We start from the raw sequence: 15,866 nt of genomic DNA on the forward strand, positions 1-15,866 counted from the left end.
CCGGTCAGACCCGGTGCTCGCGCAGCTCGGTCACCTCGTTGGCTGCCGCCCAGCCCTGGTAGACACCGAAGTCGAACTCCTCCAGCCCGAGCGACTGGGCGACCGGGGCGCGACCGCCGGTGTACTCGACCCGCAGCCAGCCGTCGTGCTTGGCGAGCACGACGAACGGCTGGCCGTGCCAGGTGCAGGTGGTACGCACGTACGCCAAGTCGTCGACCTCGGACATCGGCACCACCCGGACGTATCGGCCGGAGCGGATCGCGGTGAAGCCGTCGCCCTCGGTCGGCTGGTAGATCCGCACCTCGTCGCCGGCCGGGCTGGCGTCGTACTCCTGCCCCTGCCAGCGGGCGACGTAGCCGTCGCGCATCATTCCTCCTTGACCCGCTGCCAGGCGGTCTCGTCGGCGTCCAGCAGGGCGACGAGCGTCCCGGTGCCGTCCGCGCCGAGCCGCCACAGCTGCGAACCGTGCGGCAGCCGGATCCCGTCGACCTTGAACTCGGCCACGACGTCGCTGCTCTCCCCGGGGGCGAAGCCGTTGCCGCGGAAGGGCGGACGCTCGATCACCCAGCCTTCCATCGCCCGCATGGCGTTCTCGTTCTGCCCGCCGTAGGGAATCCGGTAGAGGCTCGGCCGGTAGGCCGGCCACCGCAACACGAAGATCTCGTCAGCGTCCGGAGCGAAGGGTGACCCGGCGTAGCCGAGCCCGAGTGCCGCGTACAGCTTGGCTGGGGTGTCCAGGTGGGCGACCTCGGCGGCGCGGTGCACGAACCCCGACACCCGGTCGTAGCCACGGTCCAGGTAGTAGCCGACCTGGCTGGCGGCGACGGTCTTCTGCATCGTCGTCGGCTGCCCCGGGACGTCCGGCCCGCTGGACACGGCCGGCTTCGGCGCGGCCGACGCGCCGGGTTGGGGTTCGGCCGGCTGTTCGACGTCGGCTTCCTCGTCTCCCAGCCCGACCTCAGCCGCCCAGCTGGCCAGGCCGACGATCTCGGTGCCGGGCAGCTTCGCGCCGACCGGGGTGCCGGGGTTGATGACGAACGACCACTGCGGGTCCGGCCAGCGGCGGATCAGCTGGACGAACTTCACTTCGACGGTATCGACCGGGGTGTCGAAGTGATCGGCGATCCGCTCCGGCGAGGTGAACACCACGACGAACGTGTCGTCGGTGGCGGTCTCGGTCCGCCAGGTGAAGCCCTCGTCGCCGGGTCTGGACCCGGCCGCGGCCGATTCGGAGACGGGCAGCAGCACCTTGGCGAGCAGCAGGGTGGACAGGAACGAGTTGCTGCCGCCGCCGCCCGCCGCCGCGACCAGGTCCCGCTCCACGTCGTTGGCCGGCTCGAAGGCCGGACCGGACGGTGGCTCGACCGCCGGACCGGACGGTGGCTCGACCGCCGGACCGGACGGTGGCTCGACCGCCGGCTCGACCGCCGGACCGGGCGCCGGCTCGCCCGCCGTGCCGCCGGCCGCACCGGGCTGTTCCACCGCTGGTGGCGGGTCTTCGGTGGGCGGCGTGGGAGTCGGCACCCGGCGAGGCAGACCGCCGGCCGACAGCCCGGCGGTCGCGCCGGCCGGGGATCGGGTCGAACCGTACGGTGGCGGCGAGCTGGGCGACACCGGACGGGCGGTCGGCGGCGCCGGGTCGGCGGCCGCGTTGTCCGGGTGCGGCCACTGACCTTCCGGCGCCGGAGCGGTCGGCGCCGGAGCGGTCGGTACCGGCGGTGGGCTGGCAGCGGCGGTAGCTTCGGCGGCGTACTGGGTGGGATGCCGGCCGTGGTCCGGCAGTAGAGCGGGCCCGCCGTCGACCGGCCCGGCACCGCCGGGGTAGCCGGCCAGTCCGGGGACGGTGGCGGTCGCACGGGCCCGGGCGGCGGCATTGGCGCGGCCCTCGGACTGGCCGCCGCGGTTTGGCAGTCGCGCGTCTCCGCGGGCCAGCTGGGCGACGAACCAGGCCGGCAGCCAGCCTTCGATCGGCAGACCCGGGTTGACCGCCAGCCACCACTCCAGGTTGGGCCAGGTGGCGGCCAGCTCGGCGAACGTCACCCGACGGGCGGAACTGCCGTTGTCACCAAGGCATGCGTGCAGGGTGACCGGAGAGGTGAACGCGAGAACGTGGGTCCGCCCGTTCGTCGTCCAGGTGCCCCAGCCCATCGGGGCCTGACCGGCCAGGGCCTGCGCTGAAACAGGGAGCAGCAACTCGGTGCCGGCCAGCAGCTGGAAGTAGAGCTCCTGGTCCTGACAGAGCAGGGCGTCGCGCATCGCGGCCTCGATCTCGGTGGCCGGTTGCCAATCGGTCACGGCCGACCCCCCTTTCCACCGGACAGGCCACACGCGTCCGGTACAACCTACAAGGTGGTGCCACGATCACAACGGCCGGCGGACGCCTTGCAGTTCAACTAACGTGAGAAAACACTTCGCGTAGTCGAGAGGACACGCTTCGGCTCATCGGAACAGGTCCGCGTTGCGCCGCTCGGTGCTCAGATAGTCGGCGGCCGACTCGTCGACCGCAACCTTGATCTCCCGCAGCAGGGCCTGAAGATTCTGTGCCGCGCCGCGCCACCGGGCCTGCCGTTGCTCGTACGCTTGACGAGCCACACCGTCCCAGGTTGCTACAAGTGGCGCAGCCTCCCGCTCCACCTGGTGCAACTGCGACCCGAGAGTACGCAACGCCTGCCCGATGTCGGCGCTGGCCTGTTGCAGCGCCCGGAAATCCACCACCAGCTCGCCGTCGGCCAACTGGTCACCTCCTCCGTGTCATGCTCCGTGTCATGCCGCTGCGCCGCCCGCCCGGTCGCCCCCGAGCAGCAGGCCGCCGGGTCGTCTCAGAGCGGCAGCTCGATCCGTCGCCCTGCCCTGGTCACCCGGTCCGCCGCCGCGACGTCTGTCGCCTGGTACTGCGTCCCGGCGGTACGGATCGCTCCGGCCGTCTCACGCAACGCCCGGTGCAACGCCGCCTGCTCTCTGGCCCACCCGGCAGTGACCTGCTCGAAGGACCGGCCACCGGCACCACGCCAGGCGTGCTGAAGCACCTCCAAACGCTGCAGCAGACCGCGCAGCATCGCATCGAGCTCCTCGTCGACCTGGTCGAAACGGCTGGCTGCCCGCTGCATGACCGCCAACTCGGCTTGCGTCTGCGACACGCTGTGGCCCCTCTCGGTCCCGGTCCGCTGACAGCGGTGAACGTCACCTCGCCGACCGTAGCCGGGTCGACCCACCGGCGCAGCCCCACCTCGTCCGCTGTGGATAACGGCTCGATTGCGGTGGCATCGGCGACGAACCAGCCAGAGCGCAGCTGAGCCGGGACACGGTCAGCCGAGGGCGATCCGCCGGTCCAGGTCCGGACCGGCCGGCACAAGCTCGACCACGTTGGCCGGCAGCCGCGACCGCGCGGCGTCCGGGTAGCCGAGCGTCGGCAGCACCGCCGGGTCGGGAACCGGGTGGCGTAGTCCAGCGTCGGTGATCAGGCTGACCTGCGGGGTGTTCCCGCCCGGCCGTACCGCCTCGACCAGAGCGCCGCGACCGGGCGGCAACCGGACGCCGGTGGCCGGGGTGTCCGGATCCACCGCCACCCGTACTTGGGACCGGATCCCGGCGCCACCGACGCAGACGGTGCCGGTCGCCGCCGATCGTAGCGCCGGTGTCTCGGCCGGTGGTGCCTGCGGACCTTCCGGGACCAGCTCGTCGACCCGGGGCAGGCCACGGAACCGACCCTGGGTCAACCGGGTCGGGCCGGCCTGGTCGTGTGCGGTCAGCAGCAGATCGGCCTGTACCTGGGTGATCTCAGCGAGCCCGTCGCGGTACGCCACCGCGTACTGTCGCGAGCCGCTCTGGGTGATCATCACGAAGACCTCGCCGACCGTGGTGTCCGGAATCGTCCCGGACGGCTGCCCCGCACCAGGGACCGTCGGGCGGGCCAGGTCAGCCCCGACCGGCAGGGCCCGGAGCACCGCCGGCGCGACCGGCAGCGGGCGGTGCCGGGTCCAGCCGAGCGCGGCGAGCACCAGCTCCGGTTCGGCCACGGCGTGCCGGCGGCCCCGCCAGATCAGCTGTACCGCACCGTCCGGTAGCCGGGTGAGCAGCGCGTCATCGCCGAGCGGCCGACCGCCGGAGCTACCCACGCCGAGCAGCACCGACGTCCCGGGCGCAGCCGACTCACCCTGGTCGGCGACGCTGGAGCAAACCGTCCAGTCCGGACCAACCAGGTCCTCGGGGCGGGGCAGCGAGTCCGGCGCGTCGGGGATACCCAGCGGAGATCCCCGGTTGACGTCGCGTAGTGCGGCCTGCCGCACCAGCACGGTACGCGGTGGAGCCGCACCCGCGATCAGCAACGCCGAACTGTAGTTCCGCACCGGGTGCAGCCGGCCGGCGCGGTAGACGTACCGGGCCCCGGACTCCCGTTCGACAATCACCACCCGGCTGTCCCGCCAGTCAGTGGCTGCGGATCCGGTCGCTGCTCCGTACCCTGCGGCACCGCCGAGCCCGAGCACGGCGACCAGCACGCCGGCCAGCGTCGCAGGGGCTGACCGACGGGATGGTCGTACCGGATCGGCCTCCCCCGACACCAACGCGTCGACCAGCCGTCGTGCCGCATACCGGTGGGACTGCAAGTGGTGCTGCCGGGACGTCAACCACGCACCTCCGGGACCGACGGGCCGCAACCGGCGGACGACATGGCGTCACGGGCGGTTCGACCGTGAGAGAGGGTGAGGCACGATGGTATCGCCGGACGGCGATGCCGGAGCCAGCGGCGACGGCCGGCATGGCAGGATTCCCGGATGGGTTTCCTGAAAAGCCTCCTCATCCGCCTGGGTAGTACGGCGTTGGCGTTCTGGCTGGCCACCCTGATCATTCCGGGCATCACGTTACAGACCGACGCAATCGGCGAGGCCATCGTCGCGCTGCTGCTCGTGTCGGTCATCTTCGGCGTGGTGAACGCGGTGCTGCAGCCGATCATCAAAACCGTCGGGTGTGCCCTGTACCTGCTGACCCTCGGGTTGATCGCGGTGGTCGTCAACGGGCTGTTGTTCCTGTTGACCGGGTTCATCGCCGAGCAGCTCGACCTACCGTTCCAGGTCGACGGTTTCTGGCCGGCCGCCGTGCTCGGGGCGCTGCTGGTCGGAGTGGTCACCTGGCTGCTGGGTCTGGTTCTGGACCGGGACTGACCGGCCGTCCCGGCCTCGGGCAGCAACCCTGCCGTACCGGGTGGTGCGTTCGGCGACGTCCCGGAAATTCGTACGACAGCCGGTCGACCGACACCTACGGTCGGCGCATGGTGTCGATCATGCTTGCGGACGGACATGAGATCTGCGACGACCCGACCCGCGTCGACGTCGACCGGGTCCACGGCTGGCTCTCCACCGACGCGTACTGGGCGCTGGGCCGCTCCCGCGAGGTGGTCGTCCGGTCGATCGCCAACTCGCTCGTGTTCGGGGTCTACCGGGGCGACGCCGACGGGCAGGTCGGCTTCGCCCGGGTTGTCACCGACCAGGCGACCTTCGGATGGCTGTGTGACGTCTACATCGACCGCTCGGTGCGTGGCCGTGGACTCGGCCGCCAGTTGGTGGCGACGGCCCGCGACGAGCTTGCCCGGCGGGGGGTACGCCGGCTGGTGCTGGGCACGCTGGACGCGCACGGCGTCTACGCGGCGTTGGGTTTCACTCCGCTGGCCGAGCCTGACCGCTGGATGGAGCTGACGGCGGCACAGCCGCTGACCGCTGAGCCTGCCGGGCCGGCTGACCGCTGAGCCTGCCCCGGCCGGCTGACCGACGACTCAGCCGACCTGGTATGCCAGGATCGCCGCGCCGTCGGCACGGACCAGTTCGAGCCGTTCCAACTGGTCGTGGTCGAACCGGGTAGCGCCGGTGAAGACGATCTCGGCCCCGGGACTGACCGCCCACGAGCCGACCTGCTGCTTGGCCCCGTCCCGGTCGTAGGCGACCAGCTCGAAATCCATCGGTCGGCCGTCCGGGTTGGTCGGCTCCCACCAGCAGCGCATGGTGACCTCGGTGCCGTTGGTCGCCGCCTGCAGACCCACCTCGGCGTGGATCGGCACCTGCGAGGCCACCGGCTGCATCGCGAGGAGTTGGGAGCCGGGCGTGGTCTCCGGCGTACCGCCGGCCCCCACCCAGCCCACCCCGAAGCCGACCACGATCGCGAGACCGGCGGCGGCCAGCGCCGCCCCGGCGGTCTGCCAGCGGCGCATCCGCCGGCCCCGGCGGCGGGCCCGGCCCGCCGCGTCGACCAGGGTGGCCAACCGGGGCTCGGTCGACGGCGGGTCGCTGATCTGCTCGAAGCCGGCCGGATCCAGCCGGCCGAGCAGACCGGGCAGCACCGCGATGTCGGCGACGGCCTGCCGGCAGCTCGGGCAGCCGGCGAGGTGGTGCTCGTACGCCGCTCGTTCGGCGGGTGACAGGGCACCCAGGACGTACGCGCCGTCGTCGTGCGCGTAGTCACACCTCACTGGGTCACCCCCATCTCCTCCAGCACCAGCCGCAGCGAGCGCAGTGCGTAATGCGTCCGTGACTTGACGGTACCTGGCGGGACGCCGAGCCTGGCCGCCGCCTCGGAGACCGAACGCCCCCGATAGAAGCACTCGATCAACACTTCCCGGTGTGGTTGGGAGAGCCGGCCGAGGGCTTCGGCAACGGTCCACGCCTCCACGGCACGGTCCGCCTCGTCCACCGCCGGTGGTGGTTCCGGCAGTACGTCGGTGACCACCTCGCCGACCCGGACACTGCGTCGACGCCAGGCGTCGATCGCGAGGTTCCGGGCCGTGGTGAACAGCCAGGCTCGTACGGATCCCCGCTCCGGGTCCAGCGACTCGGGATGTCGCCAGGCCCGCAGCAGCGTCTCCTGGACCAGGTCCTCGGCCCGCTGCCGGTCGCCACCGGCCAGCCGCAGCGCATGGGCGAAGAGCGCGTCACCATGCTCTTCGTGCAACGCGCGCATCAGTTGTGAATCCTGGTCGGTCAAGAGGCGCCCTTCCCTTCCGCCTCATGACACGTAGCCGCTGGCCGGGCGGTTCAAGGTCCTGGAGAAACTGTTTTCAGCTGCCCGGATGCTCCGGGCCGGTCATCGCCTCGGCGACCGCCCTGGCGGCGGTGAGCAGCTTCGCGCGGACCACCCGGGCCGAGGTCATCATCTCGGCCGCCGGCAACGCGCAGGCGATCGCCACCCGCCGCTCGACGTCCTTGTCCGCGTTGACCATCACCGCGGCGCAGGCCAGGCCCTGCCGGTACTGCCCGATCTCCAGGTGCATGCCACGCCGGTCGCCGACCGCGAGATCGGCTTCGAAGCCCTCGATGGAGGTGATCGTGGCCGAGGTGAACGGCCGCATGCCGAACTCTTTGAGGTAACGGAACCGCTGTTCGGGGGTGAGGGTCGCGAGCAGCGCCTTGCCCAGCGCGGTGGCGTGCGCCCCCTCGTCGAACCCGGGCACCATGTCCTCCAGGTACGGCGAGCGCAGCCCTTCGGCCGACGCGGTCACCGCCACCTGGGCGCCGACGAAGCGGCCGAGGTAGTGGCTGTAGCCGGTCTCCGCCGCTGCGCGGCGCAGCGCCTCGCCGACCGCTGGCGGGCCGCGGAATGCGGCGACCAGTTCGCGGTAGCGGTCCGCGACCTCGAGGCCGACGATGTAGGTACCGTCCTCGCGACGGATCACGTAGCCCTCGTACGCCAGGGTGCGCACCAGGTGGTACGTGGTCGCCACGGTCAGCTCGCAGCGCCGGGCAATCTGTTTGACGGTCAGTCCGCGCGGGGCACGTCCGACCGCTTCGAGCACACGCAGTGCCCGTGAAACGCTCCGGATGAGGTCCGAAGGTTCCGCCAAGGGGTCGCGCACAACCACCTCCGCCGCCGGGGACTTACACCATATGAAAAGACAGCCGCCTGTGGAATGCCCTTTCGAATCGGGGGCACCAGGTGGCGACTATCGGTGTGGCGCCCGACACGTACGGTTCATGCTATTGGCTAGCGCAACATCATCGCAAATGGCGGTGCCGGTCGTCGCCCGTACCGCCGCCGACCGGCAGAGGTCCGCCCGTGCCGACCGGGCCGGACCAGTACCGGATCCCAGACCAGGATCACGACCGGACCCCGGCTACCCGGTTAGTTCGTCCGGTCGGCGATGAAGTCGCACAGCGACTGCATCGCCTGCCGGGCCGGGCCGGGCGGCAGCGGCGCGAGCCGGGACCGGGCGTCCTCGGCGTAGCCGCGCACCGTCTCCCGGGCCCGTTTCAGCGCCGGCGACTCACGCAGCAGAGCGAGCGCCTCGGCGTGCAGATCGTCGTCGGTGACCGGGCCGGCGGCCAGGATCTCCCGCAGTCGCCGGGAGGCGGCGTCGCCGTCGTCCGAGCCGAGCGCGTAGAGCACCGGGAGCGTGTGCACCCCCTCCCGCAGATCGGTACCGGGTGTCTTGCCCGACTGGGCGGAGTCCGAGGCGATGTCGAGCAGGTCGTCGGAGAGCTGGAACGCCACCCCGATGATCTCGCCGTACCCGGCCAGGGCCTCGACATGCTCTGGGGTCGCGCCGCCGAACATCCCGCCGAACCGTGCGGACGTCGCGATCAACGACCCGGTTTTGTCCCCGATTACCTGCAGATAGTGGTTGACCGGCTGCTCCTCGTCACGCGGGCCGACCGTCTCTGCGATCTGGCCGTGCACCAACCGGGCGAACGTGCGGGCCTGCAGCCGTACCGCCTCGATACCGAGGTCTGCGGCGAGGTCGGCGGCCCGGGCGAACAGGTAGTCCCCGACCAGGATCGCCACCGAGTTGGTCCACCGCGAGTTGGCGCTCGGTGCACCGCGACGCACCGGCGCCTCATCCATCACGTCATCGTGGTAGAGCGTCGCCAGATGGGTCAGCTCCATCACCACGGCCGCCGGCACCACCAGCCGCGCCGCCGGGTCGCCGAAGTGCGCACCGAGCGCCACCAGCAGCGGGCGGAACCGTTTGCCGCCGGCCTCGACCAGGTGGCGGGCCGCCTCGGTGACGAACGGGTCGGCGCTGAACACGCTGCCCCGCAGCTCGGCCTCGACGTCGGCCAGGATCCCGGCGATGGACGCCTGCAGCTGCGGGTCGACGATGTCGATCCCGATCGAGGTCACCGCTCCCGCGCCAGGCGCGAAGGAGCTGCCGTCAGCCGTCCTCACCACACCCCCAACCATGCCACAGCGGCGGTGGCTGCCCAGGTTGGGGGCGGGTGAGGTGGTTCATCGGACAAACTCGGCGGCGTTGCTGGTCAGGTCGAGCAGCGCGCCCGGCGCGACCCCGAGCAGCAGGGTGGCCAGTACGCCGATCATCAGTGCCGCCGAGGTCAGCGCGCCGGGGATGACCACCGTCGGGGTGGCGTCGCTCGGCTCGCTCAGCCACATCATCACCACCACCCGCAGGTACGGGAAGGCGAGGATCATGCTGGTCACCACACCGGCGATCACCAGCCAGATCTGACCGTCCCCGACCGCCGCCCCGAAGATGGCGAACTTGCTGGTGAAGCCGCTGGTCAACGGGATGCCGGCGAACGCCAGGAGGATGAAGGTGAAGATGCCGGCGAACATCGGCGAGCGCCGGCCCAGCCCCGCCCAGCGGGACAGGTGGGTGGCCTCGCCGTCGGCGTCGCGGACCAGGGTGACCACCGCGAACGCGGCGAGCACGATGAAGCCGTACGCCACCAGGTAGAACATCGTGCTGGCCAGGCCCTCGGCGGACAGCGACAGCACGCCGACCAGCAGGTAACCGGCGTTGGCCACCGACGAGTACGCCAGCAGCCGCTTGATGTCGGTCTGGGTGACCGCCAGGATCGCCCCGACCAGCATGGTCAGGATGGCGATCGTGCCGAGCACCGGGGTGAAGTCCCATGCCGCGCCGTAGAACGCCACGTGCAGCACCCGTAGCAGCGCGCCGAACGCGGCGACCTTGGTGCAGGCGGCCATGAAGCCGGTCACCGGCGTCGGTGCCCCCTGGTAGACGTCCGGGGCCCAGACGTGGAACGGGGCAGCGGTCGCCTTGAACAGCAGGCCGACCGAGATCAGCGCGATGCCGGCGAACAACAGCACCGGGCTGGACTCCGAGGTCTCCACCGCCGCCCGGATGGTGGCGAAGTCCACCCCGGGCCCGGTCGGGCTGTCCACCCCAGAGGTGAAGCCGTAGGTCAGCGCCAGCCCGAACAGGAAGAACGCCGACGAGTAGGCGCCCAGCATGAAGTACTTGAGGGCCGCCTCCTGGCTGAGCAGCCGCCGCCGGCGGGCCAGCGCGCAGAGCAGGTACAGCGGAAGCGAGAACGCCTCCAGGGCGATGAACATGGTCAGCAGGTCGTTGGCCGCGACGAACAGCAGCATGCCGGCGAGGGCGAACAACGCCAACGGGTAGACCTCGGTGGCGCCGGACCGGCCGGCCGCCTGTTTGCGGTCTTCGGCTGAGTTGACCACGATCGCCGCCTGGGCGACGAAGGCGCCGCCGGTCTCCAACGACCGCTCACCGATCAGCAGCATCGCCATCACGCCGAGCACCAGGATCGCGCCCTGCAGGAACAGCGTCGGGCCGTCGACGGCGATCGCCTCGCCGGCGGTCACCGTCCGGGTGCTGCCCTGCAGGACCACCGCGACCAGCGCGCCGACCATGCTGGCCAGGGCCAGCACCAGCTGCACCGGGTTGCGCAGTGAGCGGGGCACGAACGCCTCGACGAGTACGCCGATCATCGCCGCGCCGAACAGGATCAGCATCGGCGAGATCGCCGCGTAGTCGATCGCGGGGGATGAGAACTCGCTCACCGGGCCGCCTCCTGGATTACGCCCTCGGTCGGGGCGGGGTCGGACGTGCCGACGTCATCGAACAACGTCGCCTCGATGGCCGGGTTGATGACGTCGGTCAACGGCTTCGGGTAGAAGCCGAACAGCAGGATCAGGGCGATCAGCGGGGCCACCACGACCTTCTCCCGCAGGGTGATGTCGCGCTTCATGCCGTCGACCGTGGTCAGCGCCGGGTTCAACGTGCCCTGGGTGGTGCGCTGCACCATCCACAGCACGTACGCCGCCGCCAGAATGATGCCGAGGGTGGCGATCACCGCGACCGGCTTGTTCACCGAGAAGGTGCCGATCAGCACCAGGAACTCGGAGATGAACGGGGCGGTCCCGGGCAGCGCCAGCGACGTCAGCCCGGCGAAGAAGAACACCCCGGCGAGCACCGGGACCATCTTGCCTGCTCCGCCGAAGTCGCTGATCAGCGCGGAGCCGCGCCGGGCCACGAACATCCCGACGACCAGGAAGAGCAGGCCGGTGGCGAGCCCGTGGTTGACCATGTACAGCACCGCGCCGGTGCCGGCCTGGGTGGTGAACGCGAAAATGCCGACCCCGATGAAACCGAAGTGCGAGATCGAGGTGTACGACACCAGCCGCTTCAGGTCGTTCTGGCCGACGGCCAGCAGGGCCGCGTAGATGATGCCGATCACGGCCAGGGTCAGCGCCCACGGCGCGAACCACTGCGACGCCTCCGGGAACAGCCCCAGACAGTAACGCAGGATGCCGAACGTACCGACCTTGTCCATCACGCCGACCAGCAGCGCGGCCGAGCCGGCCGGTGCCGCACCACCGGCGTCCGGCAGCCAGGTGTGGAACGGGAAGAACGGCGCCTTGATCGCGAACGCCACGAAGAAGCCGAGGAACAGCCAGCGTTCCACGCCGGTGGACATGTCGATCTCGCTGAGCGCCTGCCAGTCGAAGGTCTGCCCGCCGACCACCCACAGCCCGATCACCGCGGCCAGCATGAACAGGCCGCCGACCAGCGAGTAGAGGAAAAACTTCACCGCCGCGTACTGCCGCTGGTGGCCGCCGTAGCTGCCGATCAGGAAGTACATCGGCACCAGCATGACCTCGAAGAACACGTAGAACAGGAAGATGTCAGCGGCGGCGAAGACGCCGATCATCGTGCCTTCGAGCAGCAGCAACAGGCCGAAGTAGACCGGCACCGACCGCTTCGACGCCTCCGCGTCGTGCCAGGAGGCGAGGATCACCAGCGGCACCAGCACGGCGATCAGCATCAGCATGACCAACGCGATGCCGTCGGCCGCGAAGGTGAAGTTGACCCCCCAGTTGGGGATCCACGGGTACGACTCACGGAACTGGAACCGGTCGCCGCCGACGGTGAAGGCGAACCACATCACCAGTGACAGCACCAGCACCGCCACCGACCAGCCGAGCGCCAGCCACTTGGCCAGCTCCCCCTGGCGGCGCGGGACGAGCGCCACCACGAGCGCGCCGGCCAGCGGCGCCACGGTCAGCACCGAGAGGAACGGAAAGTCGTTCACGCCAGCCATCCCATCTGCAGGGCGAGGAACGCCGCGACCACCACGAAGGCACCGGCGAGCACGGACATCGCGTACGAACGCACGAAGCCGGTCTGCAGCCGCCGAAGCCGCCCGGAGCTGCCACCGATCGCGGCAGCCAGCCCGTTGACCAGGCCGTCGACTCCCCGGTTGTCGAGGAAGACCAGCGCCCGGGTGAGGAAGACGCCCGGCTTTTCGAAGACCGCCCGGTTGACCGCGTCGGTGTAGAGGTTGTGCCGGGCCGCGGTGACCAGCACCCCGGCCGGCTGCTCCTGTTCGGCGGTGCCGTTGCGGAACAGCAGCCAGCCGAGCAGCGCACCGAGCACGGTGATCACCAGCGCCAGGATGGTGACCGTGCCGTGTGACAGCACCGCTTCGTGGTGGCCCTCCTCGGTGCCCAGCACCGGGGTCAGCCACTCGGGCACCGAGGTGGACATCAGCCAGCCGGCGGCGACCGAGCCGACCGCCAGCAGGACCAGCGGCACCCACATCAGCGCCGGCGACTCGTGCGGGTGGTCGATGTCGTCGGTCCACCGCTTCGGGCCATGGAAGGTGAGAATGAACAGCCGCGTCATGTAGAAGGCGGTCAGCCCGGCACCGAGCAGGGCGGCGCCGCCGAACAGCCAGGCGGTCCAGTCCTCCCGCTCGAAGGCGGCCGCGATGATCGGCTCCTTGGAGAAGTAGCCGGACAGCGGCCAGATGCCGATGATCGCCAGCCAGGCCAGCCCGAAGGTCGCCCAGGTGATCTTCATGTGCCGCCACAGGCCGCCGAACCGCCGGATGTCGGTCTGGTCCTTCATCCCGTGCATCACCGAGCCGGCGCCGAGGAACAGCCCGGCCTTGAAGAATCCGTGCGCCAGCAGGTGCACGATCGCCAGCGCGTACGCGCCGCCGCCGAGCCCGACGCCGAGGAACATGTAGCCGATCTGGGAGACCGTCGACCAGGCCAGCACCCGTTTGATGTCGTCCTTGGCACAGCCGATGACCGCGCCGATCAGCAGGGTGAGCGCGCCGACGCTGACCACCACGGTCTGCAGCGTCGGGTTGGCCGAGAAGATCGGGTTGGACCGGGCGATCAGGTAGACGCCGGCGGTGACCATCGTGGCGGCGTGGATCAGCGCCGACACCGGGGTCGGGCCCTCCATCGCGTCCGGCAACCACGCCTGCAGCGGGAACTGGCCGGACTTGCCGGTGGCGCCGAGCAGCAGCAACAGGCCCATCGCCAGGATGGTGCCGGACGCCAACGCGCCGGCACCGGTGAACACCGCCTCGAACTGGGTGGTCCCGAGCGTGGCGAACATCAGGAAGATCGCCAGCACCAGGCCGGCGTCGCCGACCCGGTTCATCAGGAACGCCTTCTTACCGGCGGTCGCCGCGGCCGGCAGGTGGTACCAGAACGAGATCAGCAGGTACGACGCCAGACCGACGCCCTCCCAGCCGAGGAAGAGCATCACGTAGTTGTTGCCCAGTACCAGCACCAGCATCGCGGCGACGAACAGGTTGAAGTACGCGAAGAAGCGCCGTCGTCCGGCGTCGTGCGACATGTACTCGACCGCGTACACGTGGATCAGGAAACCCACGCCGGTGATCAGCAGCACGAAGACCGCCGACAGCGGGTCGAACAGCAGCCCGAAGTCCACCGACAGGCCACCGACCTCGATGAACTCCCACAGGCTCAGCTCGACCGCCCGGTTGTCCAGGCCGCGTAGCTGGAAGAAGTAGGTCAGGCCGAGGACGAAGGCCGCTCCGACGGCGACCACCCCGAGCCAGTGTCCCCACTTGTCGGCGCGCTTGCCGAGCAGCAGCAGGATCGCCGCACTGGCCAGCGGGATGGCCACCAGCAGCCACACGCTACTCAGCAGCCCCGTGGCCTGGGCGTACTCCACAGTCGATTCCACGCGTGGGCCCCTTTAGTACTTCAGCAGGTTGGCGTCGTCGACGCTCGCCGAGCGTCGAGTCCGGAAGATGGTCATGATGATGGCGAGCCCCACGACCACCTCGGCTGCCGCCACGACCATCACGAAGAAGGCGATGATCTGGCCGTTGAGGTCACCGTTGATCCGGCTGAACGTGACCAGCGCCAGGTTCGCGGAGTTGAGCATCAGCTCGATGCACATGAACAGCACGATCGCGTTACGGCGGACCAGCACGCCGACCGCGCCGATGGTGAACAGCACCGCCGACAGGATCAGGTAGTTGTCCGGAGTCATTTGTCAGTCCCCTTCGGGGCGGCCTCGCTGGGCGAGAGTTCGCGCGTCGGCAGGATCGCCGGGATGCTCCGGTCGGTGAGCGTGCCGTCCGGCAGCCGGCCGGGGGTGGCCACCGAGGTGGAGGTGGCGTAGACACCCGGACCCGGCTTCGGGCCGGGGTAGTTGCCGGGGGCGAACCGGGCCCGCATCATTTCCGGCTGGCCGCGCCGCTGCTCCTTGCGCTTCTCGATGTGCGCCAGGATCAACGCGCCGATCGCAGCGGTGGTCAGCAGGGCGGCGGTCACCTCGAACGCGACCAGGTAGCGGCCGAACAGCAGGGCGGCGATGCCCTGCACGTTGCCGTCCGCGTTGGCCTGCTCCAGGCCGACCGCCTGCACCCCGCCGAGGCCCCGGTACAGCCCGGTGCCGACCAGCGCGGCGAAGCCGACGCCGAGGGCGACCGCGGCGATCCGCTGTCCGCGCAGCGTCTCGATCAACGAGTCGGAGGCGTCCCGGCCGACCAGCATCAGCACGAACAGGAAGAGCATCATGATCGCGCCGGTGTAGACGATGATCTGCACCAGGCCGATGAACGGCCCGCCCTGCACGACGTAGAACACGCCGAGGCAGAGCATGGTCAGCACCAGCCAGAGCGCGGAGTGCACCGCGTTGCGGGCCCACACCATGCCGATCGCGCCGAGCAGCGCGAGCGGAGCCAGGATCCAGAAGGTCACCGCCTCCCCGGTGGAGACCTCCGCTGCGAGCTCGGTCATGACTTGCCCTCTCCCGTCGTCCCCGAGCCGTCCTGGGTGCCCTGCTCCGACCAGGGCGCCCGTTCGGCACCCGCCGAGGTGCCCGGGTTGGTCAGCGCGCCGACGTAGTAGTCCTTCTCGCTGTCGCCCAACCTCATCGGGTGCGGCGGCTGCTCCATCCCCGGCAGCAGCGGCGCCAGCAGCTGCTCCTTGGTGAAGATCAGGTCCTGCCGGGAGTCGCGGGCCAACTCGTACTCGTTACTCATGGTCAACGACCGGGTCGGGCAGGCCTCGATGCACAGCCCGCAGAAGATGCACCGCGCGTAGTTGATCTGGTACGTGCTGGCGTACCGCTCACCCGGGGAGAACCGCTGCTCCTCGGTGTTGTCGCCGCCCTCGACGTAGATCGCGTCGGCCGGGCAGGCCCAGGCGCACAGCTCACAGCCGATGCATTTTTCCAGCCCGTCCGGGTGCCGGTTGAGGATGTGCCGGCCGTGGTAGCGCGGCGCGGACACCGGCGGCTTGAACGGGTAGTCGGTGGTGACCACCTTGCGGAACATGTGGGAGAAGGTGACCCCGAAGCCCTTGAACGTTCCCGTGATCGCGCCCAC

17 protein-coding genes are annotated in these 15,866 nt (G+C 70.4%); 2 read left to right on the top strand and 15 right to left on the bottom strand.

Features of this window, described 5'->3' with window-relative positions:
* Positions 1–4: 4 nt before the first annotated feature.
* From ACXAHD_RS01955 to eccB, 5 genes are all read right to left on the bottom strand, one after another.
* Positions 5–370 carry a hypothetical protein gene (locus ACXAHD_RS01955; protein ID WP_281552083.1) on the bottom strand — a complete coding sequence of 122 codons (366 nt, stop codon included), beginning with the start codon at positions 368–370 and terminating at the stop codon, positions 5–7.
* Complete coding sequence (locus tag ACXAHD_RS01960; protein WP_475048200.1) at positions 367–2,295, bottom strand: SseB family protein; 1,929 nt, start codon at positions 2,293–2,295, stop codon at positions 367–369. Before ACXAHD_RS01960 ends, ACXAHD_RS01955 begins: the two co-directional genes overlap by 4 nt.
* 144 nt (positions 2,296–2,439) lie before the next feature.
* Positions 2,440–2,733 (bottom strand): WXG100 family type VII secretion target, encoded by a 294-nt coding sequence (locus ACXAHD_RS01965; protein ID WP_281552085.1) that lies wholly within the window; start codon positions 2,731–2,733, stop codon positions 2,440–2,442.
* Positions 2,734–2,819: 86 nt separating this feature from the next.
* Complete coding sequence (locus ACXAHD_RS01970) at positions 2,820–3,137, bottom strand: WXG100 family type VII secretion target (RefSeq protein WP_123605183.1); 318 nt, start codon at positions 3,135–3,137, stop codon at positions 2,820–2,822.
* A 168-nt stretch (positions 3,138–3,305) separates the two neighbouring features.
* Positions 3,306–4,655, bottom strand: coding sequence for a type VII secretion protein EccB (gene eccB, locus ACXAHD_RS01975; protein ID WP_348651183.1), 1,350 nt, complete (start codon positions 4,653–4,655; stop codon positions 3,306–3,308).
* A gap of 117 nt (positions 4,656–4,772) precedes the next feature.
* Between eccB and ACXAHD_RS01980 the strand changes: the two genes are divergently transcribed.
* Positions 4,773–5,159, top strand: coding sequence for a phage holin family protein (locus ACXAHD_RS01980; RefSeq protein WP_281552087.1), 387 nt, complete (start codon positions 4,773–4,775; stop codon positions 5,157–5,159).
* A gap of 107 nt (positions 5,160–5,266) precedes the next feature.
* Entirely contained in the window at positions 5,267–5,740 is a 474-nt protein-coding gene (locus tag ACXAHD_RS01985) for a GNAT family N-acetyltransferase (protein WP_281567198.1), read from the top strand.
* Between the two features lie 27 nt (positions 5,741–5,767).
* Here ACXAHD_RS01985 and ACXAHD_RS01990 read toward each other — a convergent pair whose 3' ends face one another.
* From ACXAHD_RS01990 to nuoI, 10 genes are all read right to left on the bottom strand, one after another.
* Positions 5,768–6,457 (bottom strand): anti-sigma factor family protein, encoded by a 690-nt coding sequence (locus ACXAHD_RS01990; protein ID WP_281552089.1) that lies wholly within the window; start codon positions 6,455–6,457, stop codon positions 5,768–5,770.
* Positions 6,454–6,948 (bottom strand): sigma-70 family RNA polymerase sigma factor, encoded by a 495-nt coding sequence (locus ACXAHD_RS01995; RefSeq protein ID WP_281555747.1) that lies wholly within the window; start codon positions 6,946–6,948, stop codon positions 6,454–6,456. The genes ACXAHD_RS01990 and ACXAHD_RS01995 overlap by 4 nt, the downstream gene beginning before the upstream one ends.
* A gap of 94 nt (positions 6,949–7,042) precedes the next feature.
* Complete coding sequence (locus ACXAHD_RS02000; protein WP_281552090.1) at positions 7,043–7,837, bottom strand: IclR family transcriptional regulator; 795 nt, start codon at positions 7,835–7,837, stop codon at positions 7,043–7,045.
* Between the two features lie 266 nt (positions 7,838–8,103).
* Positions 8,104–9,162 carry a polyprenyl synthetase family protein gene (locus ACXAHD_RS02005; RefSeq protein WP_281552091.1) on the bottom strand — a complete coding sequence of 353 codons (1,059 nt, stop codon included), beginning with the start codon at positions 9,160–9,162 and terminating at the stop codon, positions 8,104–8,106.
* A 45-nt stretch (positions 9,163–9,207) separates the two neighbouring features.
* Positions 9,208–10,764 carry an NADH-quinone oxidoreductase subunit NuoN gene (gene nuoN / locus ACXAHD_RS02010; protein ID WP_281552092.1) on the bottom strand — a complete coding sequence of 519 codons (1,557 nt, stop codon included), beginning with the start codon at positions 10,762–10,764 and terminating at the stop codon, positions 9,208–9,210.
* The gene (locus ACXAHD_RS02015; protein WP_281552093.1) at positions 10,761–12,296 is read right to left on the bottom strand and encodes an NADH-quinone oxidoreductase subunit M; all 1,536 of its coding nucleotides are present in this window, start codon (positions 12,294–12,296) and stop codon (positions 10,761–10,763) included. Before ACXAHD_RS02015 ends, nuoN begins: the two co-directional genes overlap by 4 nt.
* Positions 12,293–14,212, bottom strand: a complete 1,920-nt coding sequence (gene nuoL / locus ACXAHD_RS02020; RefSeq protein ID WP_281552094.1) for an NADH-quinone oxidoreductase subunit L — start codon at positions 14,210–14,212, stop codon at positions 12,293–12,295. The genes ACXAHD_RS02015 and nuoL overlap by 4 nt, the downstream gene beginning before the upstream one ends.
* Before the next feature lie 12 nt (positions 14,213–14,224).
* On the bottom strand, positions 14,225–14,524 hold the full coding sequence (gene nuoK, locus ACXAHD_RS02025) for an NADH-quinone oxidoreductase subunit NuoK (protein WP_123607128.1): 300 nt from the start codon (positions 14,522–14,524) through the stop codon (positions 14,225–14,227).
* Entirely contained in the window at positions 14,521–15,276 is a 756-nt protein-coding gene (locus tag ACXAHD_RS02030; protein WP_278173315.1) for an NADH-quinone oxidoreductase subunit J, read from the bottom strand. The genes nuoK and ACXAHD_RS02030 overlap by 4 nt, the downstream gene beginning before the upstream one ends.
* The gene (nuoI, locus tag ACXAHD_RS02035; protein WP_348650034.1) at positions 15,273–15,866 is read right to left on the bottom strand and encodes an NADH-quinone oxidoreductase subunit NuoI; all 594 of its coding nucleotides are present in this window, start codon (positions 15,864–15,866) and stop codon (positions 15,273–15,275) included. The genes ACXAHD_RS02030 and nuoI overlap by 4 nt, the downstream gene beginning before the upstream one ends.

The organism is Micromonospora sp. ABR4_055 (assembly GCF_056160425.1).

Bases quoted from the DNA above. Each gene is read 5' to 3' on its own strand.
- ACXAHD_RS01955 (WP_281552083.1), bottom strand. From the start codon at position 370: ATGATGCGCGACGGCTACGTCGCCCGCTGGCAGGGGCAGGAGTACGAC.
- ACXAHD_RS01980 (WP_281552087.1), top strand. From the start codon at position 4,773: ATGGGTTTCCTGAAAAGCCTCCTCATCCGCCTGGGTAGTACGGCGTTG.
- ACXAHD_RS01985 (WP_281567198.1), top strand. From the start codon at position 5,267: ATGGTGTCGATCATGCTTGCGGACGGACATGAGATCTGCGACGACCCG.
- ACXAHD_RS02005 (WP_281552091.1), bottom strand. From the start codon at position 9,162: ATGGTTGGGGGTGTGGTGAGGACGGCTGACGGCAGCTCCTTCGCGCCT.
- nuoK (WP_123607128.1), bottom strand. From the start codon at position 14,524: ATGACTCCGGACAACTACCTGATCCTGTCGGCGGTGCTGTTCACCATC.
- ACXAHD_RS02030 (WP_278173315.1), bottom strand. From the start codon at position 15,276: ATGACCGAGCTCGCAGCGGAGGTCTCCACCGGGGAGGCGGTGACCTTC.